The organism is Pseudoclavibacter sp. RFBI5, assembly GCF_002931395.1.
Lineage (GTDB): Bacteria > Actinomycetota > Actinomycetes > Actinomycetales > Microbacteriaceae > Pseudoclavibacter.
In genome coordinates, this window is the sequence record NZ_PSYA01000004.1 from 1 (window position 1) to 15,675 (window position 15,675).

The 15,675-nt window shown below is 68.1% G+C and carries 15 protein-coding genes, 1 pseudogene and 1 riboswitch; all 16 genes and pseudogenes read left to right on the forward strand.

What is annotated here, in order from left to right; genetic code table 11:
• A pseudogene (locus tag C5E06_RS19160) lies at positions 1–373 on the forward strand (hypothetical protein); the annotation flags it as partial.
• Between the two features lie 64 nt (positions 374–437).
• Positions 438–611 (forward strand): CsbD family protein, encoded by a 174-nt coding sequence (locus C5E06_RS02910; protein ID WP_104305940.1) that lies wholly within the window; start codon positions 438–440, stop codon positions 609–611.
• A 212-nt stretch (positions 612–823) separates the two neighbouring features.
• The gene (locus tag C5E06_RS02915) at positions 824–1,384 is read left to right on the forward strand and encodes a recombinase family protein (protein WP_104305941.1); all 561 of its coding nucleotides are present in this window, start codon (positions 824–826) and stop codon (positions 1,382–1,384) included.
• Positions 1,385–1,701: 317 nt separating this feature from the next.
• On the forward strand, positions 1,702–2,883 hold the full coding sequence (locus C5E06_RS02920) for an MFS transporter (protein WP_219820179.1): 1,182 nt from the start codon (positions 1,702–1,704) through the stop codon (positions 2,881–2,883).
• A 95-nt stretch (positions 2,884–2,978) separates the two neighbouring features.
• The gene (locus C5E06_RS02925) at positions 2,979–4,241 is read left to right on the forward strand and encodes a glycosyltransferase (protein WP_104305943.1); all 1,263 of its coding nucleotides are present in this window, start codon (positions 2,979–2,981) and stop codon (positions 4,239–4,241) included.
• On the forward strand, positions 4,234–5,013 hold the full coding sequence (locus tag C5E06_RS02930; protein WP_104243303.1) for a PIG-L deacetylase family protein: 780 nt from the start codon (positions 4,234–4,236) through the stop codon (positions 5,011–5,013). Before C5E06_RS02925 ends, C5E06_RS02930 begins: the two co-directional genes overlap by 8 nt.
• Positions 5,014–5,098: 85 nt before the next feature.
• Positions 5,099–5,223, forward strand: a riboswitch (FMN riboswitch).
• Positions 5,224–5,329: 106 nt separating this feature from the next.
• The gene (gene ribD / locus C5E06_RS02935) at positions 5,330–6,436 is read left to right on the forward strand and encodes a bifunctional diaminohydroxyphosphoribosylaminopyrimidine deaminase/5-amino-6-(5-phosphoribosylamino)uracil reductase RibD (protein WP_104305944.1); all 1,107 of its coding nucleotides are present in this window, start codon (positions 5,330–5,332) and stop codon (positions 6,434–6,436) included.
• Positions 6,433–7,128, forward strand: a complete 696-nt coding sequence (ribB, locus tag C5E06_RS02940; RefSeq protein WP_104305945.1) for a 3,4-dihydroxy-2-butanone-4-phosphate synthase — start codon at positions 6,433–6,435, stop codon at positions 7,126–7,128. The genes ribD and ribB overlap by 4 nt, the downstream gene beginning before the upstream one ends.
• Positions 7,125–7,634, forward strand: coding sequence for a 6,7-dimethyl-8-ribityllumazine synthase (ribH, locus tag C5E06_RS02945; protein ID WP_104299798.1), 510 nt, complete (start codon positions 7,125–7,127; stop codon positions 7,632–7,634). The genes ribB and ribH overlap by 4 nt, the downstream gene beginning before the upstream one ends.
• A 2-nt stretch (positions 7,635–7,636) precedes the next feature.
• Complete coding sequence (locus C5E06_RS02950; RefSeq protein ID WP_104306054.1) at positions 7,637–8,266, forward strand: riboflavin synthase; 630 nt, start codon at positions 7,637–7,639, stop codon at positions 8,264–8,266.
• A 170-nt stretch (positions 8,267–8,436) separates the two neighbouring features.
• Positions 8,437–9,918, forward strand: coding sequence for a family 43 glycosylhydrolase (locus tag C5E06_RS02955; protein ID WP_104305946.1), 1,482 nt, complete (start codon positions 8,437–8,439; stop codon positions 9,916–9,918).
• Between the two features lie 41 nt (positions 9,919–9,959).
• Positions 9,960–11,297: an ABC transporter substrate-binding protein gene (locus C5E06_RS02960; RefSeq protein ID WP_104305947.1), complete on the forward strand. Its 1,338-nt coding sequence runs from the start codon at positions 9,960–9,962 to the stop codon at positions 11,295–11,297.
• A 61-nt stretch (positions 11,298–11,358) separates the two neighbouring features.
• On the forward strand, positions 11,359–12,240 hold the full coding sequence (locus tag C5E06_RS02965; protein ID WP_104243292.1) for a carbohydrate ABC transporter permease: 882 nt from the start codon (positions 11,359–11,361) through the stop codon (positions 12,238–12,240).
• The gene (locus C5E06_RS02970) at positions 12,237–13,163 is read left to right on the forward strand and encodes a carbohydrate ABC transporter permease (RefSeq protein WP_104299792.1); all 927 of its coding nucleotides are present in this window, start codon (positions 12,237–12,239) and stop codon (positions 13,161–13,163) included. Before C5E06_RS02965 ends, C5E06_RS02970 begins: the two co-directional genes overlap by 4 nt.
• A gap of 38 nt (positions 13,164–13,201) precedes the next feature.
• Complete coding sequence (locus C5E06_RS02975) at positions 13,202–14,179, forward strand: LacI family DNA-binding transcriptional regulator (protein ID WP_308471409.1); 978 nt, start codon at positions 13,202–13,204, stop codon at positions 14,177–14,179.
• The gene (locus C5E06_RS02980) at positions 14,179–15,618 is read left to right on the forward strand and encodes a glycoside hydrolase family 32 protein (RefSeq protein ID WP_104305949.1); all 1,440 of its coding nucleotides are present in this window, start codon (positions 14,179–14,181) and stop codon (positions 15,616–15,618) included. The genes C5E06_RS02975 and C5E06_RS02980 overlap by 1 nt, the downstream gene beginning before the upstream one ends.
• Positions 15,619–15,675: the final 57 nt, after the last annotated feature.

The following is a 15,675-nucleotide window of genomic DNA, read 5'->3' on the forward strand; positions in this document are numbered from 1 at the left end:
GGGCATCATCCTGCTCCTCGCCTTCAGCCTTCGACAGGGGCAGGGGCGGACGGGAACACTCATCCACGACCGCAGCTCGGACACGGGACGCACCGTCGTCGACGTGTCCGTCGCACGCGACGCACTCGCTGACGCACTCGGCGAACGTGACGAGTTCCTCTCGACCAGCGTCTCCGCGTACGACGTGAAACGCACCCCAACACTCAAGGTCTCGGCGACCTGCCGACGTGGTGTCTCGCCCAGGGACGCGACGGCGATCGTCGAGCAGAACCTCGAGGCGCTCGATTCGCTCCTCGGCCAGAAGGTGCCGGTCCTGCTGCAGCTCAGCGGCGGATTCCGCGCCAAGGTGCAGCAATCGACGCGCCTCCAGTAACCACGACTCCCCACCGCGGCACCCCGATTCCGAGGAACCGCACCCCCAACAGAAAGGAACTGCCATGAGCGCAGGAGACAAGATCAAGAACGCAGCAGAAGAGTTCGGCGGCAAGGCCAAGGAAGCCCTCGGCAAGGCCACCGACAACGACAAGCTCGTCGCAGAGGGCCAGGCCGACCAGGCCAAGGCCAACGTGAAGCAGGCGGGCGAAGACGTCAAGGACGCCTTCAAGAACTAGCTCTCACCAGCGCGAGAAGCGGCAGCCGTCCCTTCGGGGCAGCTGCCGCTTCTCGCTTCCGCGGCTGCAATCGACGGTCACGGGCTCGGGAGTGGAGCCGCAGGCGAGTCCCCAGCGCGGTGGAAGTTCATGGCTCGCCGTCGTCATGCCCCGGCGTCTCGGGTCGATCGGTAAAGTCGCGTCTTCGACGTTGGTTCGGCGACAGGAGAAGCGTGCCCAAACTCATCGGCTACGCCCGAGTCTCGACCCGACAACAGGGCGCCGACCGGCAGGAGGCGGACCTTCGAGCTGCCGGCGTCCGAACGGACGACCTCTACGTGGACCGTGCAGAGGCCACCGCTCGCGACACCTCCTCGGCCCTCGACGCCGCCCTGCGCGCGCTGAGCGGCGGCGACACCTTGGTCGTGCCGACGCTCGACCGGCTCGGGCGGTCCACCGGCGACCTGCTGCGGCTGGCCGCCGAGCTGCGCGCGGAGGGCGTCTCGCTGCGGGTGCTCGACCTCGACGGGGCAGAGGTGGACACGTCGACGCCCACGGGGTCGATGATGTTCACGGTTATGGCGGGGCTCGAGCGGATGGAGTCGGAGCTCACGCGTGAGCGAGTCCTGGACTCGGTCAGCCGGCGACGAGCGTCCCGAGTCGACGACGGCGGCAGCTCCCGGAAGCGCACCGACGGCCCCGCCCAGGCAGGCGGACAAGAACTGCCGGAGGTCGCGGGCGGAACGCACCCGCCTGCCCTGCACGGCCTCACCGTTCCGATCAAGCGACTCTGACCGCGCGTCGCCGTGCCCTCGAGCGGGGCGACGCTGCAGCGATGGGGTCGGCAGCGCGACGCGACGCCGACGAGCGAACTCTGCGCCGCGTCGACAGGGTGGGTAGTCTGCGTGGATGATCGGCTTCATCGTCGCCTTCGCCTGACGGTCCTGCGACCCGCCCCTCGCAGTTCCCAGCACCGACCCGGGTGGGTTTCAGCGCGCCTTCTTCCGCGTGCTTTCCTGACGCAGGCCGCTTCGCTCATCTCTGGGGATGAGTGCTGAGCGAGATCTCATCGGAGTCTCCGTTGTCCCCTGAACGACCCTCATACGCTTCTGTGCTGCGAACGCCGCACCTCACACGCTCCTTCGTCGCCAGCATCATCGGCCGCCTCTCGCTGGCAACCTCCGGGCTCGCGCTGATCCTCCTCCTGGAACAGTCGACGGGCTCGTTCGCGGTGGCCGGCATCGCAACCGCGACGCTCGGCGTCGCTAACGTCGTCGCGACACCGTGGCGTGCGCGACTCATCGATCTACACGGACAGTGTCTCGTGGTGACGTCCCTCGGGCTCGTCCACGCCGCGTCCCTGCTCGCCGTTGGGGTGTTGTCGAGCGCAGGCCTGCCGACACTGCTGTTCCTCAGCGCGCTCGCCGGGGTGAGCGCCCCACCATTCGGCGCGGTCATGCGCGTGCTCTGGACCGCAGCGCTCCCGGCTGGCCCCCAGCGCACTCGCGGATTCAGTCTCGACGCCGTCGCAGACGAGGCGACGTTCGCCGTCGGCCCCTTGGCGGCTGCCGTCCTCGCCGTCGTCGCGGATCCGCTCTCGTCGCTGGTCGTCTCGGCAGGCTGCGTCGCCCTCGGGACGGCACTCTTCGTGACGAGCCCACGGTCACGAGCGCAGCGCGGATCACGTCAGGTGGAGGTCCCCGGCGCCCGGCCGGCGCTGCGTCCGCTGCGCTCCAAGGGCTTCCTGCCCATCGTGCTGGCGATGACGGCCCCGGGAGTGATGCTCGGCTGCGTCGAAGTCGCAGCCCCCGCAGTGGCCGCCGCCGCATCCAGCACGGTACTGGCAGGTGCGCTGCTCGCGGTGTTCGCGGGCACCAGCGCGATCGGCGGCTTGCTCTACGGCCGATGGGACCTCCGCGCGAGGCCGGAGCGTCAGCTGCTCGCGCTCACCCTGGCCCTTCTTGCGATCATCACTGTGACCGGGCTCCTCGGGGGCGTCGGCGTCGCGATCGTCGGCTTCGCGCTCAGCGGCCTCTTCCTGGCGCCGACCCTCATCGTCGGCTACCTCGCCGCGGACGCTCGCACCGACCCGCGAGCGCGAACCGAGGCGAGCAGCTGGATCAACACCGCCGTCAACCTCGGCGCAGCGCTCGGCGCGGCAGCATTCGGGACGCTCACCGACCGCGTCGGCCCGGGCCCCGCCCTCGCGATCTCCGCAATCTGCACGCTCATCCTCATCTGCGCACCGCTGGCCCTGCACGACCGCAGATCTCGGCGACGGGCTGACGGATGACGGCGGCCCCATCGGAACGGCCGGACGCCACCCCGGTGCGTAACCGAGGGCATCCCGAATGGAAAAGTGGGGCCGCGGGGCCTACGGTCGGAGGCATGCCTGACGTCCTCTCCGATGAGCGCCCACTCCGTATCGCGTTTGTCGTGCTCCACACCTCCCCGCTCGACGAGCCGGGCACCAAGGATGCAGGTGGCATGAACGTCGTCGTGCTCGCCCAGGCCGAGGCGCTCGCCGCCCGCGGCCACCAGGTCGAGCTCATCACGCGACGAAGCGATCCAGACTCGGCGCCCACCGTGCAGCTGCGCGAGAACCTGTGCCTCCACAACCTCGACGCCGGGCCGGCCCGCCTCATCGCGAAGGGGGAGCACGAGCACGTCATCCGCGAATTCCAGGATGCGCTCGCCACGCTCCTCGGAGAACTGCCCGTCGATGTGCTGCACGCCCAGCACTGGTTCTCGGGCGTCGCCGCCCTGCCCGTCGCCCGCGAGTTCGGGATCCCGATCGCGCAGAGCTTCCACTCCATCGCCGCGGACAGCTCCACGCCGCTCGCCGACGGGGAACGCGCAGAATCGCCGGGACGGCTCGCCGGCGAGGCGATGCTCGCGAAGTCCGTCGACGCGATCGTCGTCGTCAGCAGGGCCGAACGCGACACCGTCCTCTCGAGGCTCGGCGGCGACCCCGCGATCACGCACATCGTGCCGCCTGGCGTCGACGCCGACCTCTTCTTCCCCGCCTGGGATGCGCGGGCTGAGCCGGCCGCGCACGAGCAGCGACCCAGGCGTGCCCTGTCTGCCGGGCGCCTGCATCCGCTCAAGGGGTTCGACCTGGCCCTCGACGCGATCGCCGAGGTCGACGCCGACGTCCGCCCCGACTACGTGCTCGTGGGCGCCGCACCGCCGGATGCCGACGGCCGCGAATACGAGGCTCGCCTGCATGACGCCGTCGAGCAGCACGGGCTCGCCGACCATGTGCAGTACATCGGCTCGCTCAGCCGGCACGCGCTCGCAGCCCAGCTGCGCCTCGTGGACCTCGTGCTGATCCCCTCCCACTCCGAGACGTACGGTCTCGTCGCGCTCGAGGCCGCGGCATCCGGGGTGCCCGTCGTCGCCTCCGCAGCCGGCGGACTCCGCGAGGCTGTCGTCGACGGCGTCACCGGCATCCTGCTCGAGACGCGCGACCCCGCCGACTGGGCGGCCGCCATCGCGGGCATCCTCCGACAGTCCGAGGTCGCCGAGCGCATGAGCCGCGCCGCACGCGAGCACGCGCTCACCCACTCGTGGGACCTCAGCGCGGAAGGCCTCCTCTCGGTGTTCCGCGACCTCGTCGCACAGGCCCGGCCGGGTTCCGCGCGTGCCTGAGGCCGGCCACAGCCTGCTCGACTCGGTGCGCCACGCGCTGGTCGTGCACGCGCATCCCGACGACGAGGTGCTTGCCGGCGGCGCCCTGCTCCGCGAGCTCCACGAACGCGGCGCACGAGTCACGCTCGTGACGTGCACGCGCGGCGAGCTCGGCGAGATCGTCGACGGCGCGCTGCCAGATGCCACCTCCGTCGGGGAGCTCGCGGCCGTGCGGGAGCGGGAGCTGCGCGGCTCGCTCGACGCCCTCGGCATCGACGAGCACCGCTGGCTCGGCACCGCCCCCGCACGCGCCGAGGGCCTCGCACCCCGCGACTACCGTGATTCGGGGATGCGCTGGCTGCGGCCGGGCCTCGCGGGCCCCGCCGACGAGACTGACCTGCGGTCGCTGAGCGTCGCCCCGCTCGAGGAGGTCACCGCTGATCTCGCCGCCGCGATCGCCCATGACGGGCCGGACCTCGTCATCAGCTACGACGCGACCGGCGGGTACGGGCACCCCGACCATGTTCGGGCGCGGGAAGCGAGCCTCGCCGCATCGCGGGCAGCCGGTGTGCGATTCGCGGAGCTCGTCGAGCAGAGCGAGCGTGCCCTCGCGGCCGAGATCGGCGACCTCGAGTGGTTCGACCTCGAGCAGCACCGGGCCGCGGTCCTCGCCGCCCTCCGCAGCCACCGCACCCAGCTCACGGTCGACGACGAGGGCGCGTCGCTCGTGCACTCGGGCGGGCAGCGGCAGGACGTGCACCTCGCGATCGGTCTGCGCGAAGTGGTGGCGTAGCGAGGCCGTCCGCGCGGGCACCCACCTGGGTGCGAGATGTCCCACGACGTCACACGCCAAGCTTGCGGGCTTATGCTCGCCGTGCAACATGCTCCGGGGTCGGTGAAAGTCCGAACCGGCGGTGAGAGTCCGCGACCCGCTCGTCCGCGAGCGGTTGACCTGGTGGAATTCCGGGACCGACGGTTAAAGTCCGGATGGTAGGTGCATGGGAGGCGCTCGTTTCGGCGAGGGCCTCCGAGGCGTCGGCTGCCGGACTCTCCGGCTGCGCCGGCACCGGGACATGGCCCCGTGGTACGCGAAACGCGGAGGTCCGGCCATGCCGATCCAAGAACCCACACGCGTCGACACTGTCGACGCCGCCATGCAATTGGCGCTCTCCCTGGCGGCCCGAGGGCCAGCCCGAGATCCGAACCCACAGGTCGGGTGCGTCCTGCTCGCGCCGCCCTCCGGCGAGGGCGGCCCGCGCCGCATCCTGGGAAGCGGCCACCACCGCGGAGCGGGCACCCCGCACGCGGAGGCCGCCGCGCTCGACGCCGCGCGCGCAGCCGGGGCGGATGTGCGGGGTGCGACCGCCGTCGTGACCCTCGAGCCCTGCGCCCACAGCGGCAGGACGCCGTCGTGCGCCGACGCCCTCCTGCACGCAGGTGTCGCGGAGGTCGTCTACGCGGTCGCGGACCCGAACCCGATCGCATCCGGGGGAGCGGCGCGCCTTCGCGCGCACGGGGTGAGCGTGTCGATGGGCACCCGGCAGGTCGAGGCCGAGTCACTCCTGCGGGTCTGGCTCGTCAATGTCACCGAGCGGCGGCCGTTCGTGACGCTCAAGCTCGCATCCACGCTCGACGGGAGGGTCGCCGCCGCCGACGGGTCGAGCCAGTGGATCACCTCCGAGGCCGCCAGGGCGCACGCGCACGGTCGGCGGGCCGAGGCCTGCGCGATCCTCGTCGGCACCGGAACGCAGCGCGCCGACGACCCATCGCTGTCGGTGCGGGGAATCGCCGCGACCGACGCGTCTCAGCCCCTGCGCGTCGTGATGGGGCTGCGCGAGGTCGAGGAGGGCGCCGCCGTGCGCGCGGAGCCGGAGCTGTTCGTGCACCTCCGGACGCACGACCCGGTCGACGCCCTGGAGGTCCTGCACGCGAGGGGCGTCCGCCACGTCATCGTCGAAGGCGGCCCCACCATCGCGGCGGCCTTCCTGCGCGCCGGACTCGTCGACGAGATCGACGCCTACGTCGCGCCCATCCTGCTGGGCGACGGGGCGAGCTCCGTCGCGTCGCTCGACATCGGGAGCCTCCGGGACGCGAACAGGTGGACCACCGACTCCGTGCATCCGCTGGGCGTGGACACGCTCATCCGGCTCGTCCGGGGCCCCGAATCACCCGCCGTTCACGTCCCCGGCGCTGCACCCGTGGGAGTCGCAGCATGAACGCTGAACTGCTCCGGGCACTCGAGGCGCTGCGGGCGGGACGCCCCGTGCTCGTCGCCGACGCCTCCTCACGCGAGAACGAGGTCGACGCGATCCTCGCGGCGAACACCGCCACCCCCGAGTGGATGGGCTGGATCATCCGCCATTCCTCCGGGCTCCTCTGCGCGCCCCTCCCGGCGGCGCTCGCCGACCGGCTCAGCCTGCCGATCATGGTGGAACGCAGCGAGGACGCGCGCGGCACCGCCTACACGGTCACGGTCGACGCGGCCGAGGGGGTGACGACGGGCATCTCGGCAACCGACCGGGCAGCGACCGTCCGCGCCCTCGCCGCAGCGGACGCGCGGCCGAGCGATCTCATCCGCCCGGGCCACGTGCTGCCCCTGCGCGCCGTGGATGGCGGCGTGCTCGAGCGTCCGGGGCACACCGAGGCGGCCGTCGACCTGGTGCGCCTCGCTGGCACCGGCGAGGTGGGCGTCATCGCCGAGCTCGTGCGGGACGACGGCGAGATGCTGTCGTTCGGCGAGGCGCTCGAGCTCGCGGCAGCCACCGACCTGGTGCTGCTGCACGTCGACGACCTCGTGCGCCACCGCAGGGAGCATCCGGGCTTCCCCGCAGTGCGCACGCAGGAAGAACCGCAGGACCACAGCCAGCAGCGCGCCGCCCAGGCGCACGTGAGAGGAGCGCGACGATGAGCGGACACGGAGCACCGACAGTGCAGGCAGACGGGCGCGGCATGCGAGTCGTCGTCGTCGCGGCCGAGTGGCACGAGACGGCGATGGACGCGCTGCTCGACGGCGCCCAGCGCGCACTCGCCGATGCCGGCGTCACCGACGTCCAGGTCGTGCGGGTTCCCGGCTCGTTCGAGCTGCCCGTCGCGGCGAGCCGCATAGCCATGAGCAGGCCGGACGCGATCGTCGCGCTCGGCGTGGTCATCCGTGGCGGCACCCCGCACTTCGACTACGTGTGCACGGCCGCGACCAACGGCCTCACCGACGTGGCCGTGCGCACGGGCATCCCGGTCGGCTTCGGGGTGCTCACGTGCGACGACGAAGCCCAGGTGCAGGCCCGCATCGGCCTGCCGGGGAGCTTCGAGGACAAGGGGGCGGATGCGGCACTCGCCGCCATCGCCACCGCGAGCGCGCTCCGGGAATGGCCCGCGAGCCAGCCGGCAAGCCTGCCCACGAGCGGACGGGGCTGACCGTGTTCACGGGCATCATCGAAGAGCTCGGTCGGATCTCGAGCATCGAACGGCATGACACGGACGCGCGCCTCACGCTGCGCGCCCCGCTCAGCGTCAGCGACGCGAGGATCGGCGACTCCATCTCGGTCGACGGCGTCTGCCTCACCGTCGCCGAGCTGCTCGACGACGGCTTCACCGCGGACGTCATGGGGGAGACGCTGCGTGCCTCCGCGCTCGGCGACCGGGCCGAGGGGGAAGCGGTGAACCTCGAACGCGCCATGCGCCTCGGCGATCGCCTCGGTGGCCACATCGTGCAGGGGCACATCGACACGACCAGCGAGGTGCTGGAGGTGGAGCGCTTCGACGCGTGGCGGCGCATCCGCTTCGCCATCGACCCAGCGCACGCGAGGCTGCTCGTCGACAAGGGGTCGGTCGCCGTGTCGGGTGTCTCGCTGACGGTCAGCGCGGTCAGTGCCGTCAACGGCGTCGGGCGAGCCGGCGCAGATGGCTCGCCCTGGTTCGAGGTGTCGCTCATCCCCGAGACGCTCGCCGCGACGACCCTCGGCGACCTTGGCGTCGGGGACCGGGTGAACGTCGAGACCGACATCCTCGCGCGCCACGTGGCGCGGCTCGCGGGTCACCAGGCGTGAGCGAGGGGCAGGCGGGGCGAGCTCTTCGCTCCGTCTGCCCGGCGGGAAACCGGCACCATGCAGCTCAGCGAATCTCAGCGGACCACCTCGATCTTGATTAACCGCTTGATCAAGGTGATGGCGTGTGGTTATAGTCTGCGTAACCGATTAACCACGAACAATGAGGTGACATGGACCAACGAGGGTTCTACAAGCCAGACGGAGCTTGGGTAGGCGACGTGATCCCGTGGCAGGAAGGCGGACGCTTCCACCTCTTCTACCTCCACGAGACCCGTGAAGCCCCGAAGGCTGGCATGCCCTGGCACCGCATCGAGTCGGACAACGTCGTCGACTTCTCCGAGACCGGGGTCGCGCTCGCATCGGGTGGTCCAGAGGCCGCCGACTTCAACGTCTACACGGGCAGCGTCGTGCTCGACCAGAACGGCCACCACCACCTGTTCTACACGGGGCAGAACCCAGCCATCACCGGCCAGGACGGTCGGGCGCTTCAGGTGGTCATGCACGCAACAAGCTCGGACGGTATGCGCACCTGGGAGCGTCACCCCGCACACACATTCGGCGCTACACCCGGCTACGAAACCGGTGACTGGCGCGATCCGTTCGTGTTGTGGGATGCCGATCAGCAGCTCTGGCGGATGCTCATCACTGCTCGCCACGAGCACGGTCCCGATCGACGCCGCGGTGTCATCGCGCAGTGCACCTCGAAGGACCTCACGACTTGGCATGCTGCTGCGCCGTTCTGGGACCCGCGGCAGTACGTCGCGCACGAGTGCCCAGAGGTGTTTCAGTGGGGCGACTGGTGGTACCTCGTGTACTCGGAGTTCAGCGATGCTTTCGCCACCCGCTACCGGATGTCGCGCAGCCTCGAAGGTCCCTGGCAGGTCCCGGAACATGACACCCTTGACGGGCGGGCCTACTACGCGGCGAAATCTGCAGAACGAGAAGGCCGACGCTTCTTCTTCGGCTGGATCGCAACGCGAGAGGGGGCACGCGACGACGGCCCCTGGCAGTGGGCGGGCACCCTGTCCGTGCTCGAAGCGGAACAAGCGTCCGATGGGACACTCTCGTTCCATCCGGCGGCCGAGCTCCGAGAGACGTTCGACACGCTTGCCGGTTCAGGCGGCATCGCACCAGGGACGGTGCTTGCCGCGTCGGACGGCTACGCCGAGGTGCTGACCGACCGAGACGCGCCGAGCTCTGCCCGCGTGCGTGCGCGATTCGACATCACGCAGGACACCACCGAATGCGGCGTCCTGCTGCGGGCCAGCGCAGATGGCGACACGGGGTACCGACTGCGCCTCGAACCGAAGCGCAATCGCCTCGTCTTCGATCGCTGGCCGCGGGCATCGACCGGCACCGAGCAGTGGCACATCTCCGGGGATGTTCCCCACGTCGTGGAACTCGAACGACCCTGCTCCCTCGACGCGGGCGTGCACGAGCTCGAGGTCATCCTCGACGGTGAACTCTGCGTCGCGACCGTCGACAATGCCGTGGTCCTGAGCACTCGGCTCTACGACCTGCCCGCCGGCCGTCTGGGCGTCTTCGTCGCTGAGGGCACCGTCACCGTCGACAGCTTCATCATCCAGAGCCGCGACTCAGCGCCCCATTCGCCTTCCCCGCGCCATCAGCACCTCGTCACTACGGCGAGCTGACCTTCATCCACTGTCCCGATCAATCAACGGAGATCTCGATCATGTTCAGAACATCCAGGAAGACCGCCATCGTCGCGACCGTCGCGGCCGCGGCGCTTGCACTCACGGCCTGCGCCGGTGGCGCTCAGAGCGTCGACCCGAGCAACGTAAATCCGGAGGGTGAGATCGTCCCCAGGGAGATCTCGTGGCTCCTGTCCAGGCCGGCTGACGGGGGTGTAATCACGGCAATGCAGCAGATCGCCGAAGAGTACGCCGCTGAACATCCCGGCTTTGCGCTCAACCTCATCACGACCCCCGATCGTCCTTCCTACATTCAAAAGTACGAGACGCTGGCCGCGGCCAACCAGCTTCCTGAGCTCTTCGACACGGACGCGACTCCGTTCGCCCAGAAGCTCGCCGGTCAGGGGCGGATGCTCGATATCGATGCGCTCCTGGAAGATCTCGGGCTTGCCGACGACTACCGCGAGACGGCGCTCAACTACCAACGGTTCGATGACGGGACGCTCCGCATGGTGCCGTTCGAGTTCCAGCTCGAGTTCTTCTGGTACAACCAGGCTCTTCTCGACCAAGCAGGTGTGCAGCTGCCCGCGACGCTCGATGACTTCCCAAAGGTGTGCGAGGGTCTGCGGGCGGCAGGGATCACCCCGATCGCCCTCAACGGACAGGACCAATGGCCGCTTGAACGCTACATGGCCTACTACCCGTTCCGCATGGTTGGTCCCGAATACATCCAGGACCTGAAGAACGGAGACGCGAATTTCTCTGACCCGGCGGGACGCGCAGCTGCAGAATGGCTCTCCTCGCTTGGGCAGGCCGGCTGCTTCCAGGAAGGCTTCTCGTCCACGGGGTACGCGGATGCGCAAGCATTGTTCACCTCGGGTAAAGCGGCCATCTACAACACCGGCACCTGGGAGCTCGGAAACCTGGCCACCGAATCGCTGGATTCCGGCGTGCGGGACAACGTCGACTACTTCACCCTCCCCACCATCGACGGAGCCGTCACCGCCGACAACGAGTACGTCACGCCATCGGGAATCGGGATGGCCGTGAACACCAAGACCTATGACCCACTGGTTCGCGACTTCCTCGCGTTCGCACTCGAGCGATACCCGACGCTCTACGCCGCGACAGGTGCGATCTCCCCGACGGTCTCCGCAGAGACGGTTATCCCGGGAGGCGCCACCCCGCTCTATGAGCAGGCAGTCTCCCAGGCCGACGACACCGGAGGCGCGATCGCCATGCCGTGGGACACCCAGCTCGACCCAGCCACCAACACGCGGCTTCAGCAGGAGTTGACATTGCTGGTGCAGGGGGACATCACTCCGGACCAGTTCGTGGAGACCATGGACGCCGCGATCTCGGAGAACCGCGTTGAGTAACGCAGCCCCCGCAGAGAATCACGGTCCTCGCCCGCGTCGTCAGAAGAAGCCGTTCGCCTCGATGCTCCCACTCCGATCTCGTCTCTCGGTGCTGGTCTTCCTCCTCCCGCCGCTGCTCCTCTACAGTGCTGCGGTCCTGCTGCCGATCGTGCAGTCACTGATCCTGAGCTTCTACCGCTGGGACGGCATCACGAACATGGTCTTCGTGGGTCTCGACAACTACGTGAAGATGTTCACGCGCGATGATGTCTTCTGGACGTCGTTCGTGAACGCCCTCGGGTATCTGGTCATCTGTCTTGTGCTGCAGCTCGGCGGCGCACTCGCGGTCGCGGGGCTTCTCACTGCGATGCCGAGAGCACGGGAGCTCGTGAAGACGCTCTACCTCCTGCCTGCCGTCATCTCAACGGTGGCGATCGCGTTCCTCTTCCAGCGCATCTACTCGCTGGAGCCAATCGGTCTGATCAACCAGCTCCTCGAATGGTTTGGTCTCGGGGCATGGCAGACTGCCTGGCTTTCCAACGTGCAGACAGTGCTTCTTGCGGTCTCGATTCCAGAGGGGTGGAGGTTCACGGGCCTGTACATGCTCATCATCTATGCAGCCCTCATCGCGGTTCCGAAAGAGCTCGAAGAGGCTGCTCGTCTCGATGGGGCGTCCTGGTGGCAGGTCTTCTGGCGAATCCGATTCCCCTACATTCGGCCCGTCTGGATCACAACCACGATCATGGCGACCACCTTCGCGCTGCGTGGTTTCGATATCCCGTACCTCCTGACCAACGGTGGGCCAGGACAGTCGTCGGAGCTCCTGACCACCTACATGTACAAGACAGCTTTCGTGCACACCGACTACGGCTACGCCAGCGCGATCTCCGTGTTCATCGTTGTCGAGTGCCTCGTCGCTGTTGGTCTCATCTTCCTGCTTCTCCGTAGAAGGGACGCCTCATGACCGCGACACGTGTTCTCACCCCCGCCACGTCGCCAGTGGAACCCCAGCCAGCGCCAATACCAGGGCCGCGTCGCTCGCGTTCACCCCGACCGCCGCGAGTGCGGGTCCAGCGAACGCTCCTCACCGTGACCGTCGTGCTTATCGTGCTGGCGCAGGTGTATCCCCTGGCGTGGCTCTTCGTCACGAGCTTCCGCACGGCTGCGGATTTCGCCGGCGGAAATCCCTTCGCGCTTCCGGCGGAGTTCACGCTCGAGAACTACTCGCGAGCGTTCGCCACCGGCAACCTCTGGCTCAACATCGCGAATAGCTTCATCGTCACGCTCGGTTCGAGTGCGCTCATCGTGATCGCGGGAATGATGGCTGCGTTCGCTCTCCAGGTGCTCGGGTTCCGACTCAGCGGACTTGTTCGAGGGCTCTTCCTGCTGGGCATCATCGTGCCCGTGCAGATTGCGCTTGTGCCGCTGTTCATCGACTACTCGCAGATCGGGCTGCTCGACACGCACCTGTCGATGATCATCCCTCTCGCCGCATTCGCGATGCCGATGGCGGTCTACCTGTTCTCCTCGTTCTACGAGTACATTCCACGCGAGATGTACGAGGCCGCATCCCTCGACGGGGCTGGACCGTACCGTATCTTCACCCAGATCACGTTCCCGCTTTCCGTGAACACGATCATCACGGTTGTCCTCGTCAACAGCATCTTCATCTGGAACGACTTCATCTTCGCGAACACCTTCGTGCTGTCGGATGGGCTCAAGACGATCCCACTCGGACTGCAGAACTATATTGGCGCGATGGGCAACACCGACTGGACGGCAACGTTCGCTGCCGTCTGCGTCACCGTGACGCCGCTGCTTCTCGTCTTCCTTGTGCTGAACAAGGCCATGATCAGCGGCCTTGAGAGTGGAGCGACCAAGGGATGAACTTGTCCGAGCACCCTAAGAACGGGCCCCCCGTGACCATGCGCGAGGTTGCCAAGGCGGCGGGAGTGTCCGTCGCCACGGTCTCCCATGTCGTCAACAACAAGAAGGGCGCGCGCATCGGCGAGGATGCGCGCCGCCGAGTGCAGCACGTTGTCGCTGAACTCGGATACCGTCCGAATGCGCTGGCCAAAACCCTCTCACGGGGGACGTCTCGCTTCATCGGGCTGGTCGCCGATGCCATCGCGACGACCCCGTTCGCCGGCCAGATCATCCACGGAGCCCAGGACGAAGCATGGAAACACGGCTACATCCTGCTCGTCGCCAACACGGAGAGCAACGCGGCGGCGGAGAGTGAGGCGATCGCCATGATGCTGGAGCATCAGGTGCACGGCATCCTCTACTCCACCTGGTATCACCGAGGAATCACGCCCCCGGAGGGCCTCGAGAAGACCGAGACCGTGCTGGTGAACTGCTACGCCCTCGATGGCGGCTACCCCGCGGTCGTTCCCGACGAGTACCAGGGCGGACGAGCCGCAACTGCAGCGCTGCTGGCAGCAGGGCATCAACGCATCGCGTTCATCAACACGACGACCGAATCGCCCGCCCAGTCCGGTCGCCTCGCGGGGTACCGGGCAGCGCTCGAGGCTTCCGGGGTCCCATTCGACGACTCGCTGGTCTTTCCCGCGTCACCGCAGCAGGAAGGTGGTTATGCGAGTACCGATGGCGTGCTGAGAACCGGTGCCACCGGAGTGTTCTGCCACAACGACCGCGTCGCGATGGGCCTCTACGACGGACTCCGCGAACGTGGCCTGCGCATCCCCGAGGACATCGCCGTCATGGGCTTCGACAATCAGGACGTGATCGCTGCCCACCTCAGGCCGCCCCTCTCGACGGTTGCGCTCCCGCACTACGAGCTTGGAGCGCAAGGCGTTCGGCTGCTGCTCGGACTCGAGAGCTCCACTCCGGATTCTCCGCAGCTCATCGACTGCCCACCGATCGCGCGGAGCTCCGTCTGATGGCTGGCAGCTCTCGCCGTGCAGCAGACCCCACCGTGCCGCGCCCGATCGTCCACTTCGCCCCTGAGCGTCACTGGATGAACGATCCGAATGGGCTCATCCACCACGGTGGCCTCTGGCACGTGTACTTCCAGTGCAACCCGGAAGGCAACGACTGGGGAAACATGAGCTGGGGCCACGCCAGCAGCAGCGATCTGCTCTCCTGGACCGAGCATCCTCTTGCCCTTCGTCACAGCCCAACCGAGCAGATCTACTCAGGGTCGATCGTGCGCGACCCCAGCAGCGATGACAACCGACTGCGAGCGATCTACACGAGCGCCTACTCCAACGGCAAGCAAGCCCAGTCCGAGGCCACGAGCACAGACGGAGGGTTGACATGGACGCAGAATCCGCAGAACCCGATTCTCGATCGAGGCACATCGAACTTTCGTGATCCGAAGGTCATCAGGTACGCCGATGCCGAAGGTCGAGAACGATGGGTGCTCCTCGCCGTCGAAGCGGAGGACCGGCAAGTGCTGTTCTACCGCTCCGACGACCTGGAGACCTGGGACTACCTGAGTTCGTTCGGGCCTATCGGGCCGACCGGCGTGGTGTGGGAGTGTCCGGATCTTGTTCAGCTTCCGCTCGACGGCGACCCGGAACGTGCTCGCTGGGTACTGACTCTGAGCACCAATCCCGTCGGTGACCAGCCCGACAGGACTGGGTCGTCGATGAGCTACGTCGTCGGTGACTTCGACGGGCACACGTTCACGGCGGAGGCCCCAGGGCTCCGCCGCCTCGACCACGGGCGCGATTTCTATGCCGGCGTCACCTTCGCCGATGCGCCGAGCGACGGGCCGATCATGCTCGGTTGGATGAGCAACTGGCGATACGCCGATCAGTTCCCGTCAGCGCCTTGGCGAGGAGCCATGTCGTTGCCTCGAGAGCTTTCGCTTCGCGAACTGCGCGGACATGCGCAGCTGGTCCAGCGCCCGCTGGGGCTTGATGAGGCGCTGTTGCGGTCGGACCAGGTCAGTGGGCTTGCCCCCGCTAAGAGCACTTCGTGGACTATGGGCGCCCACTCAGTGATCGACCTCGCTTGGGAACCGTGTCGTACCGGCAACGCGAAGCTTGTGCTGCAGGGCGAGGATGACTTCGTCGAGATGGCACACGATGTCGACTCGGGTGAGCTCATCATCGCTCGGGGTGGGCGATCGTCAGCGGCTGTGCATCCGGACTTCCCGTCCTCGATCTGCATGCCCCTTGATGCCTCGGCGCCTCTGCGCCTCCTCATCTGTCTCGACGGGCCGCTTCTCGAGGTGTTCGCGAACGATGGGCAGCACGTGGCATCGCACCTCGTTCTCCTTGGAGGGGGTCCGGTGAGCGCCTCGCTCACGACAGGGCAAGCTGCGCTTGTCACCGTGGCCGTTGGCGAGCTCGAGGGTGCGCGCCAGGGCTGAGGGAACCCGGAATCCCGATGTTGGGCGGCGTAGTCCCGTCTCCGAGCCGGGATGGTG

Bases quoted from the DNA above. Each gene is read 5' to 3' on its own strand.
- C5E06_RS02980 (WP_104305949.1), top strand. From the start codon at position 14,179: ATGGCTGGCAGCTCTCGCCGTGCAGCAGACCCCACCGTGCCGCGCCCG.
- C5E06_RS02925 (WP_104305943.1), top strand. From the start codon at position 2,979: ATGCCTGACGTCCTCTCCGATGAGCGCCCACTCCGTATCGCGTTTGTC.
- ribD (WP_104305944.1), top strand. From the start codon at position 5,330: ATGCCGATCCAAGAACCCACACGCGTCGACACTGTCGACGCCGCCATG.
- C5E06_RS02910 (WP_104305940.1), top strand. From the start codon at position 438: ATGAGCGCAGGAGACAAGATCAAGAACGCAGCAGAAGAGTTCGGCGGC.
- C5E06_RS02975 (WP_308471409.1), top strand. From the start codon at position 13,202: ATGCGCGAGGTTGCCAAGGCGGCGGGAGTGTCCGTCGCCACGGTCTCC.
- C5E06_RS02965 (WP_104243292.1), top strand. From the start codon at position 11,359: ATGCTCCCACTCCGATCTCGTCTCTCGGTGCTGGTCTTCCTCCTCCCG.
- C5E06_RS02970 (WP_104299792.1), top strand. From the start codon at position 12,237: ATGACCGCGACACGTGTTCTCACCCCCGCCACGTCGCCAGTGGAACCC.
- ribH (WP_104299798.1), top strand. From the start codon at position 7,125: ATGAGCGGACACGGAGCACCGACAGTGCAGGCAGACGGGCGCGGCATG.
- C5E06_RS02955 (WP_104305946.1), top strand. From the start codon at position 8,437: ATGGACCAACGAGGGTTCTACAAGCCAGACGGAGCTTGGGTAGGCGAC.
- ribB (WP_104305945.1), top strand. From the start codon at position 6,433: ATGAACGCTGAACTGCTCCGGGCACTCGAGGCGCTGCGGGCGGGACGC.
- C5E06_RS02960 (WP_104305947.1), top strand. From the start codon at position 9,960: ATGTTCAGAACATCCAGGAAGACCGCCATCGTCGCGACCGTCGCGGCC.